19 protein-coding genes are annotated in these 20952 nt (G+C 36.4%); 3 read left to right on the top strand and 16 right to left on the bottom strand.

Annotated features, from left to right (window positions below; translation table 11 throughout):
* Positions 1–6: 6 nt before the first annotated feature.
* The 9 genes from HF969_RS06070 to HF969_RS06030 all read right to left on the bottom strand — a co-directional run bounded on the left by HF969_RS06070 (position 7) and on the right by HF969_RS06030 (position 9433).
* The gene (locus tag HF969_RS06070; RefSeq protein WP_090289724.1) at positions 7–990 is read right to left on the bottom strand and encodes a ribose-phosphate diphosphokinase; all 984 of its coding nucleotides are present in this window, start codon (positions 988–990) and stop codon (positions 7–9) included.
* Between the two features lie 22 nt (positions 991–1012).
* Positions 1013–2371, bottom strand: coding sequence for a bifunctional UDP-N-acetylglucosamine diphosphorylase/glucosamine-1-phosphate N-acetyltransferase GlmU (gene glmU, locus HF969_RS06065; protein ID WP_090289912.1), 1359 nt, complete (start codon positions 2369–2371; stop codon positions 1013–1015).
* 84 nt (positions 2372–2455) lie between these two features.
* Positions 2456–3292 carry a pur operon repressor gene (purR, locus tag HF969_RS06060; protein WP_090289725.1) on the bottom strand — a complete coding sequence of 279 codons (837 nt, stop codon included), beginning with the start codon at positions 3290–3292 and terminating at the stop codon, positions 2456–2458.
* A 120-nt stretch (positions 3293–3412) separates the two neighbouring features.
* Positions 3413–4240 (bottom strand): metal ABC transporter permease, encoded by an 828-nt coding sequence (locus tag HF969_RS06055; RefSeq protein ID WP_090289726.1) that lies wholly within the window; start codon positions 4238–4240, stop codon positions 3413–3415.
* Entirely contained in the window at positions 4189–4893 is a 705-nt protein-coding gene (locus HF969_RS06050; protein WP_090289727.1) for a metal ABC transporter ATP-binding protein, read from the bottom strand. The genes HF969_RS06055 and HF969_RS06050 overlap by 52 nt, the downstream gene beginning before the upstream one ends.
* A gap of 23 nt (positions 4894–4916) precedes the next feature.
* Positions 4917–5882, bottom strand: a complete 966-nt coding sequence (locus HF969_RS06045) for a metal ABC transporter solute-binding protein, Zn/Mn family (protein WP_090289728.1) — start codon at positions 5880–5882, stop codon at positions 4917–4919.
* A 173-nt stretch (positions 5883–6055) separates the two neighbouring features.
* Positions 6056–7258 carry a YcjF family protein gene (locus HF969_RS06040; protein ID WP_090289729.1) on the bottom strand — a complete coding sequence of 401 codons (1203 nt, stop codon included), beginning with the start codon at positions 7256–7258 and terminating at the stop codon, positions 6056–6058.
* Between the two features lie 20 nt (positions 7259–7278).
* Positions 7279–7977 carry a zinc metallopeptidase gene (locus tag HF969_RS06035; RefSeq protein ID WP_090289730.1) on the bottom strand — a complete coding sequence of 233 codons (699 nt, stop codon included), beginning with the start codon at positions 7975–7977 and terminating at the stop codon, positions 7279–7281.
* Positions 7978–8158: 181 nt separating this feature from the next.
* On the bottom strand, positions 8159–9433 hold the full coding sequence (locus HF969_RS06030; protein ID WP_090289731.1) for a uracil-xanthine permease family protein: 1275 nt from the start codon (positions 9431–9433) through the stop codon (positions 8159–8161).
* Positions 9434–9684: 251 nt separating this feature from the next.
* Between HF969_RS06030 and HF969_RS06025 the strand changes: the two genes are divergently transcribed.
* Positions 9685–10368: a hypothetical protein gene (locus HF969_RS06025; protein ID WP_090289732.1), complete on the top strand. Its 684-nt coding sequence runs from the start codon at positions 9685–9687 to the stop codon at positions 10366–10368.
* A 43-nt stretch (positions 10369–10411) separates the two neighbouring features.
* Here HF969_RS06025 and HF969_RS06020 read toward each other — a convergent pair whose 3' ends face one another.
* Positions 10412–11683 carry an RNA polymerase factor sigma-54 gene (locus HF969_RS06020; RefSeq protein WP_090289733.1) on the bottom strand — a complete coding sequence of 424 codons (1272 nt, stop codon included), beginning with the start codon at positions 11681–11683 and terminating at the stop codon, positions 10412–10414.
* A gap of 306 nt (positions 11684–11989) precedes the next feature.
* Between HF969_RS06020 and pepD the strand changes: the two genes are divergently transcribed.
* Positions 11990–13405, top strand: a complete 1416-nt coding sequence (pepD, locus tag HF969_RS06015) for a beta-Ala-His dipeptidase (RefSeq protein ID WP_090289734.1) — start codon at positions 11990–11992, stop codon at positions 13403–13405.
* A gap of 64 nt (positions 13406–13469) precedes the next feature.
* Here pepD and ypfJ read toward each other — a convergent pair whose 3' ends face one another.
* The 6 genes from ypfJ to HF969_RS05985 all read right to left on the bottom strand — a co-directional run bounded on the left by ypfJ (position 13470) and on the right by HF969_RS05985 (position 20385).
* Positions 13470–14411, bottom strand: coding sequence for a KPN_02809 family neutral zinc metallopeptidase (gene ypfJ / locus HF969_RS06010; protein ID WP_090289735.1), 942 nt, complete (start codon positions 14409–14411; stop codon positions 13470–13472).
* A gap of 18 nt (positions 14412–14429) precedes the next feature.
* A complete protein-coding gene (gene cls / locus HF969_RS06005) occupies positions 14430–15989 on the bottom strand; it encodes a cardiolipin synthase (protein WP_090289736.1) in 1560 nt (519 codons plus the stop codon).
* A gap of 20 nt (positions 15990–16009) precedes the next feature.
* Positions 16010–18010 carry a transketolase gene (gene tkt / locus HF969_RS06000; RefSeq protein WP_090289737.1) on the bottom strand — a complete coding sequence of 667 codons (2001 nt, stop codon included), beginning with the start codon at positions 18008–18010 and terminating at the stop codon, positions 16010–16012.
* A gap of 71 nt (positions 18011–18081) precedes the next feature.
* Entirely contained in the window at positions 18082–18885 is an 804-nt protein-coding gene (locus HF969_RS05995) for a beta/alpha barrel domain-containing protein (RefSeq protein WP_245694818.1), read from the bottom strand.
* 113 nt (positions 18886–18998) lie between these two features.
* The gene (gene pgeF / locus HF969_RS05990; protein WP_090289738.1) at positions 18999–19736 is read right to left on the bottom strand and encodes a peptidoglycan editing factor PgeF; all 738 of its coding nucleotides are present in this window, start codon (positions 19734–19736) and stop codon (positions 18999–19001) included.
* 13 nt (positions 19737–19749) lie between these two features.
* On the bottom strand, positions 19750–20385 hold the full coding sequence (locus HF969_RS05985) for an NUDIX hydrolase (protein WP_090289739.1): 636 nt from the start codon (positions 20383–20385) through the stop codon (positions 19750–19752).
* Between the two features lie 202 nt (positions 20386–20587).
* Between HF969_RS05985 and HF969_RS05980 the strand changes: the two genes are divergently transcribed.
* Positions 20588–20854: a type B 50S ribosomal protein L31 gene (locus tag HF969_RS05980; RefSeq protein WP_090289740.1), complete on the top strand. Its 267-nt coding sequence runs from the start codon at positions 20588–20590 to the stop codon at positions 20852–20854.
* Positions 20855–20952 lie beyond the last annotated feature (98 nt).

Here is a 20952-nt window from a genome sequence, read left to right as displayed (position 1 = left end):
AGAAATTTAATCAATAATTGTAAATTTTTCATTGAAAAGTGGTGAAACTGAGCGATTTTCATGAATTCGTTTAATGGCCTCAGCAATTAGTTGGGCGACTGAAACTATTTCTATTTTATCAATTTTCTTATCTTCAGGTAAAAGAATTGTATCGGTCACAATTACTTTCTTAATAACCGAAGTTTGCAAGCGTTCGATAGCTGGTCCTGATAGAACCGGATGAGTACAGGTAGCATAAACTTCCTTAGCCCCTCGGTCCATCAATGCTTGTGCTGCAATCGTGATTGTACCTGCTGTATCAATCATGTCATCAATAATTACGGCTGTCTTATCTTTTACATCCCCAACAATGCTCATGACTTCAGCGACATTCGGACGAGGACGACGCTTATCGACAATCGCAATCGGTGCCTTTAAAAACTCCGCTAATTTACGAGCACGAGTCACTCCACCATGGTCTGGAGATACTACTACCACATCATCACCAAAAAGCTTATTGTCGATAAAGTAGTTAGCAAGTAAAGGTGCTCCTAATAAGTGGTCTACTGGTATATCGAAGAACCCTTGGATTTGAGCAGCGTGTAAATCTAAAGCAACAACACGATCGGCGCCCGCTTGCTCTAACATATTCGCTACGAGCTTCGCTGTGATCGGCTCACGAGACTGCGCTTTGCGATCTTGACGTGCATAGCCATAATATGGCATAACAACATTAATTGTTTTTGCTGAAGCACGGCGTAAAGCATCTATCGTAATCAATAATTCCATCAAATGATCATTGACTGGCGAAGAGGTTGACTGCACAATATAAACATGTGCCCCCCTAGTCGATTCATCAATATTTACACGAATTTCTCCATCAGCAAACTGTGATAAAGAAATTTCACCAAGGTCTACTCCAACTGCTGCTGCAATAGCAGCCGCTAATTTTTCATTTGAACTTAATGCGAAGATCTTTAACTTTGGATCCTTATATTGTTGACTTGCCAACCAAATCCCTCTTTCCTTAAATTTATTTATTAATATATTTAGTCCAGTAGCCTAACTTATTAATTTGACTGCTACGCGCAATTGCTAGCGCTTCTTCCTCAACATCCTTAACAATCGTTGAACCTGCGGCAACAAAAGCCCGATCCCCGATTTTGACAGGAGAAACTATATTGGAATTGCTTCCGAGAAAAACTTGATCACCCACTTTTGAACGATATTTTCTCTTGCCATCATAATTACAAAAAATTACTCCACAGCTAACATTCACTTCCTCACCTAAATCAGCATCTCCAATATAGGCTAGGTGTCCTGCTTTAGTATTCTTTCCTATAATAGAATTTTTAACTTCAACAAAATTTCCAATTCGAACACCTTCTGCCAATTGACTTTTTGGTCTTAAGTGCGCGAACGGTCCAATCGTGACATTGTCAGCAATCTTTGACTCTTCAATAGTAGACTGAGTAATAGTTACTTGATCACCAATTTGGCTATCTACGATTTCACTATAAGCTCCAATCTTAGTTGATTTCCCGATAACTGTCTTGCCTTTTAGTGAGACACCACCTTCGATCAAGGTATCCTCACCAATTTCCACATCCGATTCAATATAAGTTGAGTCAGGATTTAAAAAACTTACACCATTTTGCATATGTTGCTTAATGATACGTTTAGTCATGAGCTGTTGAGCTTTCGCAAGAGCTAAGCGATCATTTACTCCGATCGATTCTTCAAAATTGTCCATGTTAAAAGCATGAACCTCTTCACCTTGCTTTTGAAAAATTTCGATAATGTCTGGCAAATAATACTCTCCTTGAGCATTATGATTACTTATTGATTTTAAAGCCATAAACAACTTACGATTATCAAAAATATAAGTGCCTGTATTTATTTCTTCAATTTCAAGTTCTTCAGCTGAAGCATCCTTTTGTTCAACAATTTTAAGCACTTGACCCTCCTGATTACGAACAATTCGACCATACCCTGTCGGATCTGATGTTTTTGCTGTTAATACAGTCGCTTTTGATCCTGTTTTTTCATGGTGTTCAAAAAGTTTACTTAAAGTTTCGCCCGATAAAAGTGGAGTGTCTCCACAAATAACCAAGGTGCTTCCTTCTTCTTCTGCAAGAATTTTTTCAGCCTGGAGGACCGCATGGCCTGTTCCTAATTGTTCTGCTTGAAAAGCGAAATCAGATAGCGAGTTCAATTGGTTCTTTACTAAATCAGCCCCATTGCCAACTATTGTTACCAACCTTTCGACATGACTTTTCAGAACTGCTCGAACAACATGTTCCGCCATTGAAATTCCACTGATCTTATGTAGAACTTTGGGTAGTGTCGATTTCATTCGCGTTCCTTTGCCAGCTGCTAAAATAATCGCCATTCTTTTCATTTATTCACGCTCCTTCGATCTGCGACATTCACCTTTATATTATACCTATTTCAACCTCATCTGGCTATGGCATTATTAGTTAAAAAAATTTCCTGCTTCAATTTCTAGTTGGTAATGCCCCAACTGATTATTATAACGGAGTTGCGTTTCAAAAAGAGCATGATAATTAGGGATATTCATCCTATTTTTTACTTTATTCTCAGCAAAAACACATATTCCTGCTGCTTTAGAGTCAAACTCTTCGATCAAATTTAAAAGACCAGTTAATGTTCCCCCATTACGTAGAAAATCATCCACTATTAAAACACGACTGTGTGATTTTAAGGCTGATTTAGACAGTTCCATTTTCTTCACCGTTTGAGTAGAACCAGATGTATAATTAATAGAAATAGTTGAACCTTCACCTGACGTCGATTCTCTACGAACAACTACATAGGGTTTATTTAAATAGAGAGCGACAGCGGCTGCCAAACCGATACCTTTAGATTCAATGGTTAAAATGGTGTCGATTTCTTTTTCTGCATACTTAGCAGCAATTAATTGAGCAATTGGATTTAAAACACTTGGATCTTGTAGTAAATCATTAACAAAGATATAGTTGCCTGGCAAAATCCTCTTGCCTTCTGAAAGACGCTCTTTAACCTGAGTTTGAATAGCTATTATTTCTTCTTCAGATAGTTGAGGACGAAAGATAACTCCCCCTGTTTTACCAGTTAAAGTTTCAAGTTGTCCTAACTGCATTTCATCAAAAACCATTCTTACCATTGCTAAATCTTCACTAACAGATGATTTAGCACACTGAAATCTACTCGCAAAATCTTGTAAATTTATTAATTGATTTGGTTTGTTCATTAACTGATGCGTGATTGCAATAAGACGTTGATTACGTTTGTATTTTTTATTCATTTGCATGTCATCCACCCTTTCCGCACATTGAAGAAACTTTATCATTATTCGTTCGATTTTTCAATCCCTCTTCATTTAGTTAGGTAAAATAAAAGAGTTTTGACATTGGTCAAAACTCTTAAGAAACTATTTATGATGATAATTGCGAAAAATTCTTTGAGTCCGTTGAGCTACCACTACAATTATAAAGATTAAAATAAAAATCAAAGTGATAGAAGCACCAGGAGGAGTGTCCATTCGATAGGAAGCGAATAGACCTAAGAAAATTCCAATAACATTTATTCCAACTCCGATAGCAATTGCCTGATTAAAGGATCTAGAAATTCGTATAGCCGTTGAAGAAGGAATAACAATTAAGGCTGATACCAGTAAAACCCCTACAATTGGCATCATAATTGAAATAGCAATCCCGGTTAAAATCGAAAAACAAGTGGATATAAAGCGTACAGGTAATCCCACCGTTTTAGCGGTTGTTTCATCAAAAGAAATAATATAAAGAGGCTTTCTAAAAATTGCATATAAACTTATGATAACTATAGCTAAACCTATTAACAAATAAACTTCTTGGTCTTGAATTAAAATAATCGATCCAAAGAGGTATTGGTCTACCTTAAAGACACCGCTACTTGAATTGAAACTCAATAGAAATAAAGCGAGAGCCATACCAGTAGACATCATGAGCGCCACTGATATTTCTGTAAAATGACGATAAACTGTTCTTAAATATTCAATACCTAAAGAAGCTAATACAACCACAAAAATTGTCGAATAGGTTGGCTGTATGCCAATAATAATTCCTAGAGCAACTCCAGCTAAAGATATATGTGACAAAGTATCTGCCATTAATGATTGTCTTCTTAAAATCAAAAAAAGTCCCAGAATAGGGGTGATAAATGACATAGCTAATCCTGCAATAAATGCGCGTTGGATGAAGTCATACTGAAACATCTCCAAGGAGAACCCTCCTCTCTAATTAGACGTATCTCACGATCATAAAAACCCTCAATTTCATCATCAGCATGCGTAACCATCATAATTGTTTTCCCATGTTGTTTAGTGAGATGTTTTAAAAGTTTATAAAATTTTCGGCGAGAATGACTGTCCATTCCATTAGTTGGTTCATCTAAGACATATAGGTCAGGATCCAAAGCAAAAACGCGCGCTAAAATAATGCGTTGCTTTTGACCGCCAGAAAGTTGTCCAATTAGTTTATTTCGCATATTCGTCATGCCAACTGCCTCTAAGGCCCGATCAACGTGTTCATAATCAATAGCATCTAACCTTTTAAACCATCTATTTTGACTATATCGACCGGACTCTACAAAGCGTTGGACAGTACTTGGAAAGCCAGAATTAAAGGCAGAAATATTTTGAGCAACATATCCTATTGATAATGCCTTCCCTGCTTGATTTTTTTTGGATATTGTTACTTTACCTGTAGCTGGCTTCAATATGCCTATTATATTTTTGATGAGTGTAGATTTAGCAGCTCCATTCTCTCCAGTTAAAATAACAAATTCGCCCGCAGAAATATCAAAAGTGATATTATTCAAAACTTTTTCTTCTTCATAATAAAAGGATAAGTTCTCAACTGATAATACCTTCATTTCAAGGCCTCCTTGTCTGGCATCTAGTTTCGAAGTAATTGTTCAAGATTTTTAAGCATTAGTGTAAAATAATCTTCTCCAGCAGCTTTCTCTTCATCAGAAACTAATTCCAGTGTCCTTAAAGGCAATAACTCCGCTTGAGTTGAACTAGCCACTGTTTGGGCAATCTTAGAATCAATTGCTGGATCAACATAGATTTTATTTACTTGTTTTTCTTTTAAAAGCTCTTGCATTTTAGCTATTTGTTGAGCAGAAGGTTCTTGATCAGAAGAAAGACCTGCAATTGCAATTTGTTCTAAACCATAAGCATGAGCTAAATAGCCAAAGGCTCTGTGCTGAACAACTATTGTTTTGTTTTTTAAATTTTTAAGTTTAGTTTGATACTCTTCATTTAATTCATCAAGTTTTTCTTTCAAGATTTGATAATTTTCTTCATAAGTTTTAGAGTTAGCCGGATCGATTTCAATCATTGCTTCTTTAATATTTTCTGCTTGCTTACTATAAATAACAGGATCTAACCATGTATGAGGATCAAATTCGTGATTATGTCCCTCGTGATTATGGTCTTCCTCTTCATGGGCATGATCCTCCTCTTCATGAGCATGATCTTCTGACATTTTTCCTTCTCCACTCAGTAAATCAATGCCTTCAGTTGATTCTAAAACTTTAGTTGCATCCGATTCAACTAATGATAGCAAATCATTTACAAAGTACTCCATCTCATCATCTTGATAAATGAACAAATCACTTTCTTGAATTTTCACAGCATCTTGAGCGCTAGATTCATAGGCATGAGCATCTTGATTAGCCTCTAATAACATAGAAACTTCCATATGATCTCCAGCAATTTGTGAAGCTAAAAAATATACAGGATAAAAAGTTGTCATGACTTTTGGTTTGTCCTGAGCCCCTATCACTCCAGAAAAAAATTGTCCTACTACTGCTAATCCTAAAATAAAACTTGCTAATATCTTTGAAAATTTGCTCAAATCAAACTCCTCCTTTAATAAATAGTAACAGTTACTAATAACTCTATGTATACTATCTTCTTATTTCTAATTTGTCAAGTAAAGCTTACCAAATTTTAAAATAGAGTTAAATTAAAATGTATCCTTTTACCCTTTGATAAAAGAATAAACGGATACATTATCTATTAGATTTATTATTTATGATCGATCTCAGTGGCAATCCAATCTGGCAAAGACTCTCTAAGATTATGAGGTAAACTCAAATTAAGTGTTTTAAGTTCTTCACCAAAAGTTTTGCGCATCAATTCAGTGATTTCCTTAGCTAATAATTTTTTACCTTGATTTTCTGCAATGGCAATTTGTTTTAATATCTCGATATACGAATAAGCTAAAGCGAGGGTAACAGTTGAAGCAGTAAAACCATTAACAACCCCACCAGTAATTGAACCCACGCCCGGCAGCCACTTAGCTGCTGAAGAGGCTAAATACTTACCTACCACACTCGCCAAACCTGTACCACCTACACCTGCCATCATACTCACAATTTGCTTCTTATCGATTGATAAACCAAATATACTAGTTATATGAGCTAACATTGTTATTTGAATTGGTACCAAAAGAGCTGAATCTGCAATAGGCAAAGGTGTTATGCCAATTCCAAAAGTTGTCTTCATGTATCTATTCGCCCAACTTCTAGCTTCAGCCACTTTTAAAGCCAAATCTACCCGTTGGGCATTAATAAAAGCCTTCTTAACCTCAGTTGGAACTACCTGATGGCTTTTTCGGATTAACTCATCCAAACCGTAAGCATCGATTTTTTGACCTCCCGCTAATTCTAACTCTTTGGCCAAAACAGGAACAACTGCTTTCACTTGTGGTACCGCTTTATAAACAGAAGCTTTAAAAGATTCAATATTGTCTGAGATTGCTTGAGTCAAGACAACAACAACTGGTAATTGTTCTGCTAGCATAGAAATTAAAGTGATTTCTTGTGGCTCAATTCTTGCCATTGTCGCATTGATACAGTAGTACACTAAATGAATGGGTTCCAACGCTGTCCCTTTTTTCGCATTTTTAACCAAATGAAGTAAATGCCCAATACTTTCATCTTGCGATTTTGAGTGTAACTCTAATCCCTTTGTATCATAAACAATAAGAGGCAAGCCTTGTTTGGTAATTTTCTGGACTTTTTGAGTTACCGGCAGCCCTACTCCTGTTGAGGCAATATTTTCTCTAAATAGTGCGTTCACAAGTGTTGATTTGCCTGAGCCTGTCTTACCTGCAAGAAGAATTCGTAGCGGCTCCATCTTTTCAACTTCTTGGTCGACCTGCTTTAATAGATCGAGTGCTAGACTAGGGTTTAATGCATTGCTTTTAAAAGTCTTCCAAAAATTCATACTTCACCTCCAGCGTTTAATCAGTCTCTTCGCGAACGATTGGATAAGAGTATTAAGCGCAATATTTGTAATGCCGTGGAAAGAGTAGCAGCAATATAAGTGAATGCTGCAGCATTCAAGACTTTTCTTGCTGCTGGCAACTCTTCTTGAGAGAAAACATTTAATTGCTCTAACGAAATGAGAGCGCGCTTACTTGCATCAATCTCGACCGGTAGAGTCACAATTTGGAATAAGAGGGCAGCCGATAATGCAATAATGCCAATGGTGACCAAACCCATGATTTGGAATATAAAGCCAATCATGATAATAGGCATACCTATCATTGAGCCAAACTGCGAAATAGGAACCAATGCCGATCTAAGCTTTAAAAATTGATAATCCTTTGCATGTTGGACAGCATGACCACATTCATGGGCAGCAACTGCAACAGCAGCAATTGAATTATTACCATAAGTAGCTTCTGATAACCTCAATACTTTTTCTCTAGGACTATAGTGATCTGTTAAATCACCTGCGATCCTCTCTACTCTCACATCATTAATTTGATTCGCTTGTAAAATTAATTCTGCGGCTTCATGCCCTGTAATATTGGACTCGCTCATCAATTCACTATATTTAGCAAAAGTAGATTTGACCTTCCATTGCGCATACATCACAATTGCCATTCCAATGATTACTAAGAAATATGTTGAATCAAAATAAAAGCCATACGGGTTCATCTCATTCCTCCTTTATTGATCGAACACTATAAACTTTATTCTATCAAAAGATCTTTTATTTATCTATTTTATCAACTTGCTCCTGAGTGTTTTCATGAAAAGGGACAATTCATGAGTAGATACTCTTTGAAGATAATTAAAAGACACTTGGCATCCACCAAGTGTCTTTGATAACATCTTTTTATTTTTCAGGTAACATCGCATTCAGTATAATCCCTACTAACGCACTTAGAGCTGTCCCAGACACAACAAAAGATCCTCCCAAATCTAAAACCGCTCCTCCTAACCCTATTACCAACATGGCTGAAGCAATAATTAAATTTCTTGATTGTGAAAAATCTGTGCGATCTTTTATTAATACTTTTAAACCATTACTTGCTATCACACCATATAATAAAATTGACATGCCTCCTAAAACCGCAGAAGGAATTGAGGATACTAGGGCATTAAATTTCCCCAAGAAAGAGATCAATATGGCTAAAAAAGCAGCATTGCGAATAACACTCACTGAAGCAATTTTTGTCAAAGCAATGACTCCTGAGTTCTCACCATACGTTGTATTAGCCGGTCCTCCAATTAAAGCTGAAACAAATGAGGCTAATCCGTCCCCAGCTAAGGTTCGGTGCAACCCTGGTTTAGATAAGAAATTACGGTCACATATTTCTCCTAAAACAACATGGTCCCCTGTATGTTCCGCAATTGTTACCAAGGCAATCGGTAATATCGCCCATGCTTCAGGCCCAAAATAAAAATGATATTGTTGCCAATTCTCAATTGAGGTGGCAAAAGGGAGTGAAAGGTCTGGCAAACGAATCCAAGCAGCCTCAACGACTGGTGTGAAATCTACAATTCCTACCATTAAAGAGAGTATATATCCCCCTATAATAGCAATTAAGAAAGGTATAACTTTTAAGAAACCTTTACCGAAGATCTGCATATAAACCGAAATTAATAAGGTGCCAACTGAAACGAAAATGTTTCGCCAGTCTCCACCAGATACAAATCCAGCATTGTTCACAGCTGACGACGCTAATCCTAAACCAATCACAATAATCATTGGTCCGATTACAATCGGAGGTAAAATGCGATTCAACCAATCTGTTCCAGTATATTTTATAATTCCCGCAATCACCACATAGGAAAGTCCTACCATCATAATTCCTGTTTGGGCAGCTGAAATATCCCCATCTAACTGTTCCATTGCTAATGCCATGGCTGTGATATACGCAAAAGATGATCCTAAATAAACAGGAACTTGCCCCTTAGTCATGGCAATATAAATTAATGTTCCAATGCCGCTCGCTAAAAGGGCTGTAGAAACAGATAATCCTAAAATTAAAGGGACTAAAATGGTTGCCCCAAACATCGCAAAAACATGTTGGAAACTCAATAACATCCCTTTTGAGAAACTTGGTTTTTCATGAGGTTCCAATAATAAACGAGTCTTATTTTCCATTTTCTTTCTCCTTAAATGAGGGCATAAAAAATAGCCCTTTATTTGAAAATAAGGACTTAAAATACCTGGTAGACTTTGGCATCCTCACAGGAATGCATTAAAAGTCCCTACATTTCTCTTAAATTTTAACATTGATTGATCATCTTGTCACACTCTTTTTTTTAATTTCTTAGTAATTTGTTACCAACTTGTTACCTAATATCTATATTTTTCTGATAAACTAATGGAACGAAACATAAAGGAATGATTGAATGAAAAAAATAATAGGCCTTATTCTTACTTTATTATTACTAACCGGCTGTCAATTAAGCAAATACTTTCAAGAACCTCAACCTTCAGAAAATAATGAAATTACAGAATTAACTTCCACTTCAAAAGATCCCGTAACAAAAAATTCGGATAGGGAACCAAATGAAGAAAACGTTAAACTTGACCATGCTGAAAGTAGCGACCTTGTTAGATCAAAGGATACTTTTTTAAATGAAAGAGTGATTAGCCCCTCAAAATATCCAAAGCTATCATTCGCAGATGATGTCCCTCAAGATATTAATCAAGCAATGGAAAATTTCTATCTTAATAAGTTTACTGAGCGAGAGCAAAAAGCAAATCAATCTAAAATTAAAGATTCTGACCTCGAATTGATTCTCTCACAGATTAACCATGAGGATGATTTAAAAGGACTTAATGTTTATATCGACCAAGTCCAATTTCTAATAAATGATTCAATAATCTATGTTCCTCGAATTATCGTGCCCACTAACTTTGCAGAAGCTGAAAAACTTGCAGAAGAAAATGATACACGTCTATTAAATCATGCACTAACACAATTAGGCAATCGTCTCGTTCTTTTAGCCTATTATGATCAAGAAACAGATACTCTTATTCCCATGCACTTAGTTAATTCCACACACTCTCTCTTCTTTTCTCAACCATAAAAAGTCAACTTCAGACAAAGAATCTTTGTCTGAAGTTGATTTTTTATTCCTGATTTTTGATAATGTTTTGACGATAGCGCTCCACTAGCCGTTGGCTAATAATAATTTTTTGTTCTGCTAATAAATCAATAATTTCTTGATCAGATATTGGTTGACCATGTTTAAGTAAAATATCTTTTATAAAGCCTTGGATATTTAAAGCAGATAACCCACTTCTACCAACCCGAGCAGAAACATTAATAAAATCTGAGAGAGGAACAACTTTTTCTCCATATGCGAGATTTTTATTAGTAATAATGCTACTTACGATTGACTCTGATAATCGCATTTGTTGTGATATATCTTTGATTAAGAGTGGCAGCGGACTTTTACTTTCACCCTTTAGATATGGTAACTGAGATTTAACAATTATTTTAGTCACCCCAACTAACAAAGTCTCTCGAGAATGAATACAAGCCAACATTTTTTGAAAAAATTCCTTATGTGGTCTGATATAGGCAATCAAATCGGGATTGTTTTGCGCTTGCATTTCAGCATAGTAATCCTGATTAAAGATTAATCTAGGATAGTATTGACGATTAACACTGATTTGTATTTCATCCCTTAAGAATTGAAGCTCAACATCAGGAATTAAGTTAATGCGATCTATCCGTTCATATAAGGTGGCTGGACGCGTTCTCAGTGTATGATAATAATTCACAATATGTTTAATCTCTGCTAGGGTTAGACCCGTTTGATCAATAATCTCAGCATAGTCTTCTTCAAGTAATTCAGAAAAATAATTTTCTAATAAAAAATAAGCTTTACTAGGAGAGTGTTGATCTTGATCAGTCTGTAGCATCAGACATTCTTGTAAATTATAAGCTCCAATTCCGGTTGGCTCTAATTGTTGAAAGAGCGTAATTGCATCAAGTGCTGTCATGGGATCAATTTGTAATTTATGCGCTAATTCTTGATATTTATACGGTAGATAGCCTCGCTCATCTAAAAGTGGAACAATTTGAACCATGGCATCGCGGATTGGTGTTTGTCTATATAACATAACCTGCTCGAAAAGGAATGTTTCAAGCGTTTGAGGTGAACTAGGACTCTGAATATCAATCTCTGGATCTGCTACTCGACTCTTTTCTTGAGGCACTTGTGAAACACGATGTTCTATCGGGTATTCAAATTCAATAAAAGGATTGTCTAAAAAATTTTCTTCAAAATAATAAGTTAACTGTTCACCGTTTAATTCTAAGATTTCGAGCAATAATGGGTTCGCAGTAATTTCTTCTTGAGTAAGTGACTCGAAAATCTTGATTTCTTCTGTCATCTTTTCACCTTCTTTCTAAATGTTTTTTCTAATACCCATTATATCTAATCCTTATATTTTCGTCTAACTATAATTTTGTTATTATTAAAATAGCTTCATAAAATATAAAATATAATGTTCTTCATAAAAAAATGAAAATATTAAAAAAATTTTATGAAAACGTTTGTATATATCTTTTAAGAGTTCTATACTTAATTTAGAAACAATTTTTTAGAAATCACCTTCATTAATTTTAGGTTGTTGTTTGGATAATATTTTCATCTGTTAAAATAAGGTATTGTCTTTATTCTGAAAGGGGAACGGATTATGTTAGAAGAGTTAAAACCAAAAAGAGTTTTTCATTATTTTGAAGAGTTAACTAAAATACCTCGCGAATCTGGTAATGAGCAGGAGGTTAGTGATTTTCTATATAATATTGGGAAAGAATTAGGCTATGAAACGATCCAAGACGATTCAAATAATGTCATCATTCGAAAACCTGCTCATCCTGATTACGTTGATCATGAGCCAGTTGTTTTACAAGGACACATGGATATGGTGGCTGAAAAAGCAGATGGCGTAAGTCATGATTTTACAAAAGATCCTATCCCTCTTGTGGTAGAAGACGATTGGGTAAAAACAAAAGGAACTACTCTAGGCGCGGATGATGGTATAGCAGTTGCGATGGGTCTGGCAATCATTGAAGATAAAGAAGCAAAACATCCTGCCATAGAACTTCTTATCACAACTGATGAAGAAACAACCATGTCTGGCGCAAGAGCTGTAAAAAAAGAAGCTCTTCATGGAAAAAAACTTTTAAACATTGATGCCGAAGTTGAAGGTATTCTACTATCAGGTTGTTCAGGAGGTCATAACCTCATTGGAACTCAAACACTCGACTATCAACCACGTAAATTGAAAAACACCTTTGAATTAACCATTAAAAACATGTTAGGTGGGCATTCAGGTATGGAGATCCACCAAGAAAGAGGAAACGCGATTAAATTTGCCTTACAAGCTTTAGACTTAATCAAAACAATCTCTGACTATGAATTAGTATCTATTGTGGGAGGTTCTAAACATAATGCCATTCCGCGTGATGCAAAAGTTATCTTTACATCCAATGAAGAAAATTTCACCATTGATTTTTCTGATTTAATTGCGAAATATCCACTCGATCTAGATATGGAAGTTACGATCAATCAAGTCGAAGATGCTAAAGAAGTTTTAACCCAAGAAAGCAAAGAAAACATCGAGCATTTCATTGCTGAAGTGCCTCATGGGGTATACAGTATGATGGAGGAGTATCCAGATATCGTAGAATGTTCAAATAACCTAGCTATTTTCGAAATGAATGATGGTCATTTAAAAGTAACAATATCATTGAGAAGTTCTAATCCTGAAACCTTTGATGCTCATACTAAGAATGTCAAAAATATTTACCAGAAAAATGGATTCAAAGTTGTAGAAGAAGATTATTACAAACCTTGGGAATTTGCTAAAGATTCTAAATTAAGAGAGGTAGCACTAGTAACCTATATAGAAAATTTTGGCAAAGAAATGAAGGTGGAAATTGTACACGCTGCACTTGAACCTGCAGTCTTCACAGAAACCTTCCCCGAGATGGAAATGATTGCTGTTGGTCCAACAATGAAAGATGTCCATAGTCCAAAAGAAAGGTTATCGATTTCTTCAACTGAGAGAACCTTTAAATTCATTAAAAAGCTGCTAGAAAGACTTTAAATTTTACTTATAAAAAAAGTAGAAACACCTAAGATATCTTAGGTGTTTCTACTTTTTTGAAAAGTTATATATCTCTATTAAAAGTGTCAGCTTCTTGGAAATCACCAGCATGTTTGTAGCCTCTAGCAAACCACTCTTGTCTTTGCTTTGACGTCCCATGGGTGAACGAATCGGGAACAACATAACCAAGACTCTCTTTCTGCAAGGTATCATCCCCCACAGAGAAAGCTGCTTGTAAGGCTTCTTCAATATCTCCCTCATCCAGTATTCCTTGTTCATCCGCATATCGAGCCCATGCACCCGCATAATAATCGGCTTGGAGTTCCAATCGAACCGTGAGTTCATTTTTTGCACCTGGATTTTGCTGAGCTATCTTTTGATAATCATCCATGGTACCGAGTAATTGTTGAACATGGTGACCGACTTCATGAGATAAGACATAAGCCATGGCAAAATCTCCCGGTGCTCCATATTTATTAGCTAGTTCACGATAGAAACTAACATCAATATAAACTGACTGATCTCCTGGACAATAGAATGGCCCGGCTGAACTTTGCCCAAAGCCACACCCACCTGTCATTGTTCCTTCTGTATAAAGAACTAATTTTGGCTTTTTATAAACTAAATTATATTCTTCAAACTTACTCGTCCAATAGTCTTCCGTACTAGCTAAGACAGTTGATAAGAATTGTCCTTCTTTATCAGTTATTTGACTATCCGAACCTGCTTTCTCAGTAGCATCCTCAAAGACAACACCTGAATCATCATAAGTTTGATTAGGCGATTGATTCCCACCTAGTAAAGAAGATCCTCCACCTAGCAAGAAAATCAATAAAATACCAATTAAAACCCACTTGAATTTTCCTTTAGACATTAGCAGCATCATAATAAGATTGCTTCCCATTCCGCCTGAGCGTCCTGATCCCATTCCTCCACCAAGAGAGCTTCGGCCCTGGCCACGGCGGTCTTCGACATTTTTACTTCTACGTAAATCTTCCCATTTCATAATCATCCCCCCTTATTTCTATACAAACGGTGCTAACAATCTCAACAATGCATCAATTACTCTACCTACAATGGAACGTCGTAGGTGTTTTAAACGGATTAATTTAGATACACTCTGGGCTTGGATAAAATCATCTTTGATCGCTTTGATTTCCGGATGGTAATAAAGCAAGGTAGCCGTTTCAAAATGCAGATAAAGCGAACGGTAATCTAAATTTAGCGTTCCGACAATTGCCACCCGATCATCTGCCACAAAGGATTTGGCATGTAGAAAACCAGGTGTATATTCATAGATTTTTATGCCGCTTTCCATTAAAGGACGATAAAAGGATCTTGTAATGCGATAAACCATTTTTTTATCAGGAATGCCAGGAGTCATTAGTCGCACATCTACTCCCCTTTTGGCCGCTAAAGTCATTGCGGTTTGCAATTCATAAGAAATGATCAAGTAAGGAGTAAAAATATAAACATAACGTTCTGCCGTATTTAAAATTTCGCGATAAACATTTTCTCCGATCACTTCACTATCCAATGGCGTATCACTAAAGGGTTGTACATAACCACTCGCCGAATTTTCTTCTATAATAGTTAAACTTTCATCTAGACTTGCTTGGTCAATAAATTTTTTGTCATCTGAATTTTCTGATTTATACGCATTCCACATCGTTAAGAACATTTGAGAAATATTCCACACCGCGGCCCCTTGAATCCGGATCATTGTATCTTTCCAATAACCAAATCGTTCAACTACATTAATATACTCATCTGCAATATTTAATCCACCAGTATACGCAATTTTATTATCAATAATAATATATTTACGATGGTCACGTGTATTATATACCAAAGAAACGACGGGACGCACAGGATTAAACTTGAGAGCCTTAATGTTAAAAGCTTCCATTTGTTCAACAAAATCATTCGGCAGTCTCAAAAGACAGCCAAAATCATCATAGATCAAACGAACTTCTACTCCTTCTTGAGCTTTTTGTTTAAGGACATCGAAAATCTGGTCAAACATCTGTCCTTGTTCAATAATAAAAAACTCGAGAAAAATATGCGATTTTGCTGATTTCAAATCTTGGATAAGTGGTTCCATGAATGCTTCTCCATTGGGAAAATACTTCACATCCACTCCAGCTGAAACAGGCATTTCTGCATAATCATTTACATATTTTGCAATTGCTCCAATTCTAGGATTATCTCGGATAAGTGATCCCAATGCATTAGGAACCTTTGATAAATTCCTTTTATGATAACGATCTTGACGAGAAATTCGTTCTATCATATCTGACAAGGGACGTTTATTGCCAGCATAGAGATAAAATAGCGATCCAATTATTGGCGAGATCGCCAATAACACGATCCACGACAAACGGTAGGCAGGACTTTCATTTTTATCCAACAAGTAGATAATAATTCCAAAAGATATAATGGTCATAAAAATATTTAACCATACAGAATACTGTATGAAGTCATTTATTAATACAACCAACCACACAATCTGAAGAATTATTAGCACTGCGATAATCACTAATCGAACAATCAGAGGTTTTGTCTCATTTGTTCTATGTCGCATACCTCTCCCTCCAAACAAACTTATGATTTAAAATGATTGAGGTAAGCTTGAGCAATTTTATCAGCTGTAAAACCAAAGTGTTCGATCGCACGGTCTCCTGGAGCAGACGTTCCAAACTCATCAATACTGATAGCTAAGCCGTCCATTCCAATATACTTGTGCCATCCAAAACTTGCTCCCATTTCAATCGAAGCACGATTCTTAATTTGCTTCGGTAAAATAGCCTCTTTATATTCGTTACTTTGTTGGTCGAAAATATTTTGAGCAGGCATCGACACAACATTAACATGGACACCTTTTTCAGCCAGTAAAGCTTGGGCTTCAATGGCAGTAGAAACTTCTGAACCGGTAGCAATTAAAATCCCTTGCGCTTCATCTTTTGCTGGAGAAATAATATAAGCTCCTTTACGAACACCTTCTTCTGCCATTGTTTTAGAACCTTGAATAATTGGCAAGTTTTGGCGACTTAGAACTAACATAGTAGGTGTCTTTTGTGATTCCACAGCTATTTTCCAAGCTACCATCGTTTCATTTGCGTCGGCTGGTCGAATCACATTAAGATTTGGCATCGCACGAAAGGCAGCTAAATGCTCAATCGGCTCATGGGTAGGACCGTCTTCTCCAACAGCGATCGAATCATGGGTTAAAACATAAGTCACCGGCAATTGAGAAAGAGCAGATAGACGAATCGCTGCTTTTAAATAGTCCGAGAAAACGAAAAAAGTGCCTGCATAAATTTTATTTCCACCATGTAAGGCTGCTCCATTCATCATTGCACCCATCGCAAATTCTCTGACTCCAAACCAAATATTTTGCCCTTGACGACTTTCCGGCATAAAATCTACCGTGTCATTAATCATTGTTTTATTGGATCCAGAAAGATCAGCAGATCCACCCCAAAGATATGGGATTGTCGCTTTCAATCCTTGAATGGCTTTCCCTGAAGAGCTTCTGGTAGCTTCTGCTTTAGCAGTCTCATCAAGAAACTCAAGTTCAGATCCATAATTTTCTGGCAATTTATTTTCAAAAGCTGCCATTAATTCATTAGCCAATTCAGGATTCGCTTCACGATACGCATCAAAAAGCTTCTGCCACTCAGCTTGTGCATTTTGACCGCGCTCAATTACTTTTTCATTGAAAGCTGCTCGGGTTTCTTCGGGTACAGTAAAGGCTTCATGTTGATAGCCATACTTCACTTTTGTCTCTGACCAAGCTTCTGCTCCTAATGGCGCACCATGAACTTTAGACGTACCTTGATTAGGTGACCCGAAGCCAATAACTGTTTTCACTTCAATAATAGATGGTCGATCTGTAACTTCTTTAGCTCCTTCGATAGCTTTTGAAATAGCCTCTAAGTCATTGCCATCTTCCACTTTCTGATAATGCCATTTTTGACTTTCAAACCGCTGCTTAATATCTTCCACAAAAGCTTGGTTTAAATCCCCATCTAAAGAGATGTCATTGGAATCATACAAGACCACTAATTTACCTAGTTTTTGGCGACCTGCGAATGAACATGCTTCATAAGAAATACCTTCCATCAAGTCACCATCACCCACTAAAGCGTAAGTATAGTGATCAATGACCTTATGATCATCTGTATTATACAGAGCGGCTGTATGTTGTTCTGCCATAGCCATTCCTACAGCTTGAGCGATACCTTGACCAAGTGGCCCAGTAGTTGCTTCTACTCCATGCGTATGACCATATTCTGGATGCCCAGGTGTCTTTGACCCCAATTGACGAAATTGTTTTAAATCATCCATTGACACTTCAAAACCAGCTAAGTGTAACAAGCTATATAACATTGCTGAACCATGCCCGGCTGATAAAACAAATCGGTCTCGATTGATCCATTGGCTATCCTTCGGATTAATATTTAAATGTCTTGACCATAGCGAATATGCCATAGGAGCAGCTCCAAGTGGTAGTCCCGGATGTCCTGAGTTAGCTGCTTCGATTTGATCGATACTCAAAGCACGAATTGTATTTACTGCAATTTGATCTTTATTAGAAAACATATTAAACTCCCTCATAATTATTTTAATTTTATTATAACATTTTTCGCCTGTCTTGTTATAACGATACAGTTTTATTTATTCCTACGGTATTTATCCATCAATTCCGCAAAAATATCTGCTGAAGCGGGTGGTGTATATGTTATCGCATTGGCTCCCGCTTCAATTGTTTCTAGGATACTCTCTCCTGTAGGACCACCCGTAGCAATGATTGGAACAATCTCACCTACTTCTTGGCGAATCATTGTTACCAACTGAGCAGTATTTGCACCTCCTGACACATTGAGCATGTTCGCTCCAGCGTTTAATTTACCCACAAAATCATCTTTTTCATTAGAAATAGTAGCCACAACAGGAACATCAACAACTTGAGCTATCTGACGAATCACATCGTTTTCCATTGGTGAATTAACGACTACCCCAAAAGCACCCGCTTGTTCTGACTGAAAGGCTAACTGAATACTGCGTTCACCAGTGGTTGTACCTCCACCAACTCCTGTAAAAACGGGAACGGATGAAGCATTAATTAATGATTGATTAATAGCCATTTGAGGAGTAAAAGGATAAACCGACATTATAGCATGTGCGTTGGAGTTTCGAATAAGAGCCACGTCTGTTGAGAAAAGCAAACTTTTTATTCGGTGTCCAAAAATACGAATGCCCGAAGCTTCATAGATTTCTTCTGGAACTTCTACCAGCCGATGTCTTAATTTAGATGAGAATTCAGGAACTTTTTTCCGTAAAGGATGCTCCAATTCTTTGATCACTACATGACTATTATTCTCATCATCCATTTCTGTTTGAATGGATTCATACGAATACCCGCGCCCTTTATAGTGAGCTAAAAAAGCTTCCTTATTAAATTTATCCTCTGCCATAACTTTTCTCCTATTCAATTTTTATGTTTCTATTTTACCCTAATCTTACAGTGGGTCCAATCTTTATTTAATCAATCAAATAAGCCAAGCATGTGCCTGGCTATATCTTTCTATTACTTAATCATTGTAAACAAACCATTTAATTGGTATTTTTTGCCCTCTCGTCGCGCTGAATGAAGATCTGAAGATAAATAAGTGGACCTTCTATCTACATATATTTTTTCGTCAGGAATACCTAGCTCTCGAATTAACATGAGATTAGCCTCTGTCATACTCAATTGGTATTTTTCTAGTTTACTGCTCGGCTTGATAAATAAAGCCTGATTATTCCAATCAGAAAAAGCTTGATAGACATCTTCACCCACTTCATAATTCGCTTGGTCAATAGAAGGACCAATATAGACCCACAAATCTTCCATTCTACTTGCAAATTCAGCTTGCATTTTTTGAATAGCGATCTGACTGATTTTTTGAACCGTACTGCGCCAACCAGAATGAACAATTGAAACAACTTTTTGGCGCGCATCAAAAATTAGAATTGGTGTACAATCAGCAAATTTAACCATCAAAACTTGGTTCGGTTGATTGGTCATCAAACCATCCGACTGAGACAAAATCCGCCCAATAGTAAAAGGCTTACTTGTATCTTCTTGTGGGTTAGATACCTTTTGTCCATGAACTTGTTCGCCTGTATAGAAGCTTTTATAGTCAAAACCACCATCTTGAAGCGCCTTAATGATTTGATGTCCAACTTCTTCCTCTCCAATTGTTGCTGTTCTAAAATTATAGTTTGCTCCTGCTAAGAAGACTTGAAGTCCTAGACTTTCTAATTGTTGAAAAGAATCATTCATTTAAAGTTTCCTCCTAAGATATCCATTTGTGATCGGACCGAATGATGTCAGCAAAACATTGTGTCATACTCGCTGTAAAACCCCATAAATATTCACCACTAGGTAAATTATAAAATGGGATTTTGCGTTTTCCTACCCTAAATTGATAAGATTCTCCATGCGCCATGAGATGGTAGGGGAAATCATCTCCCACTTCAGTCAAAACGGAGGCTTCATAATAAGTTGGATCATTCTTTAATAAATACTCCAAAGGAATGGTAAACAAATATGCCACCTCCTTTTCGTTAGGACATATATCAGAAAAATTTATCCCTTTAATTAAAGCAACATACGAATGAATGACTGATACTTCATTTATTAAACCATCTATTTCGCCAATAACTTCAATCTTGTTTGAATCAATATTTAATTCTTCGGTTGTTTCTCTGATAGCTGCTTGTTGAAAGGTTTCGCCCGGCTCGACTCTTCCGCCTGGAAAAGAGGTGTCTCCTGGTTGGGAAATTAATGAGCTCCTGACTTCATATAGGAGGTGCCATTCGCCTCCTCTTTGAATGAGAGGAATAATAACAGCATAATGCACTTTATCTTTATATCGATTAAGGCGGTAATTAGCCATAATTTTTCGGATATCTTCTTCTTTGCTTCTCATTTTTTCCCCCCTCTAAAGTGTTTTCATTGAGTATAGCATTTTTGTCTCGTATTCGAAACAAAAATCTACTTGGAAATTACTCAAAGTCTTTTAAAAAAAGATTGTCATGACTAAATATTTTTGTTATTATTCTTATGTTGCACTCAGTGCAAAGAATAACTGTAGATTAGCAAATAATTTACGGCAGAAAGGAAGTAAACACATGAAACCAGGCATTCATCCAGAATATCATCCAGTTGTGTTTATGGATACTTCAACAGGTTATAAATTTTTATCAGGGTCAACTAAGTCTTCTTCTGAGACAGTTGAATGGGAAGATGGAAACACTTACCCATTAATCCGGATTGAAATTTCATCTGATTCACATCCATTCTATACTGGACGTCAAAAATTCACGCAAGCCGATGGACGTGTCGACAAATTCAACAAAAAATTTGGATTTGTGGACAAAAACGCAAAAGAAGATTAATTTATATCCTATCAATTTAAAAGCAAAACAATATATTTTAAAAAGAACCATTTCAAACACTCTTATCAGTGTTCGAAACGGTTCTTTTTTAATTTTAA

Origin of the sequence: Facklamia miroungae (assembly GCF_012396555.1) — a bacterium.
Lineage (GTDB): Bacteria > Bacillota > Bacilli > Lactobacillales > Aerococcaceae > Facklamia > Facklamia miroungae.
Note: the sequence above shows the minus strand (reverse complement) of the source record. Positions and strands in the feature narration are given on the sequence as shown.

Coding starts and splice junctions, on each gene's coding strand:
- HF969_RS06040 (WP_090289729.1), bottom strand. CDS start 7,258: ATGAATTTTTGGAAGACTTTTAAAAGCAATGCATTAAACCCTAGTCTA.
- HF969_RS06030 (WP_090289731.1), bottom strand. CDS start 9,433: ATGGAAAATAAGACTCGTTTATTATTGGAACCTCATGAAAAACCAAGT.
- HF969_RS06020 (WP_090289733.1), bottom strand. CDS start 11,683: ATGACAGAAGAAATCAAGATTTTCGAGTCACTTACTCAAGAAGAAATT.
- HF969_RS05980 (WP_090289740.1), top strand. CDS start 20,588: ATGAAACCAGGCATTCATCCAGAATATCATCCAGTTGTGTTTATGGAT.
- tkt (WP_090289737.1), bottom strand. CDS start 18,010: ATGTTTTCTAATAAAGATCAAATTGCAGTAAATACAATTCGTGCTTTG.
- ypfJ (WP_090289735.1), bottom strand. CDS start 14,411: ATGAAATGGGAAGATTTACGTAGAAGTAAAAATGTCGAAGACCGCCGT.
- purR (WP_090289725.1), bottom strand. CDS start 3,292: ATGCAAATGAATAAAAAATACAAACGTAATCAACGTCTTATTGCAATC.
- glmU (WP_090289912.1), bottom strand. CDS start 2,371: ATGGCGATTATTTTAGCAGCTGGCAAAGGAACGCGAATGAAATCGACA.
- HF969_RS06050 (WP_090289727.1), bottom strand. CDS start 4,893: ATGAAGGTATTATCAGTTGAGAACTTATCCTTTTATTATGAAGAAGAA.
- pepD (WP_090289734.1), top strand. CDS start 11,990: ATGTTAGAAGAGTTAAAACCAAAAAGAGTTTTTCATTATTTTGAAGAG.
- HF969_RS06025 (WP_090289732.1), top strand. CDS start 9,685: ATGAAAAAAATAATAGGCCTTATTCTTACTTTATTATTACTAACCGGC.
- HF969_RS06035 (WP_090289730.1), bottom strand. CDS start 7,977: ATGAACCCGTATGGCTTTTATTTTGATTCAACATATTTCTTAGTAATC.
- cls (WP_090289736.1), bottom strand. CDS start 15,989: ATGCGACATAGAACAAATGAGACAAAACCTCTGATTGTTCGATTAGTG.
- HF969_RS05985 (WP_090289739.1), bottom strand. CDS start 20,385: ATGAGAAGCAAAGAAGAAGATATCCGAAAAATTATGGCTAATTACCGC.
- pgeF (WP_090289738.1), bottom strand. CDS start 19,736: ATGAATGATTCTTTTCAACAATTAGAAAGTCTAGGACTTCAAGTCTTC.
- HF969_RS05995 (WP_245694818.1), bottom strand. CDS start 18,885: ATGGCAGAGGATAAATTTAATAAGGAAGCTTTTTTAGCTCACTATAAA.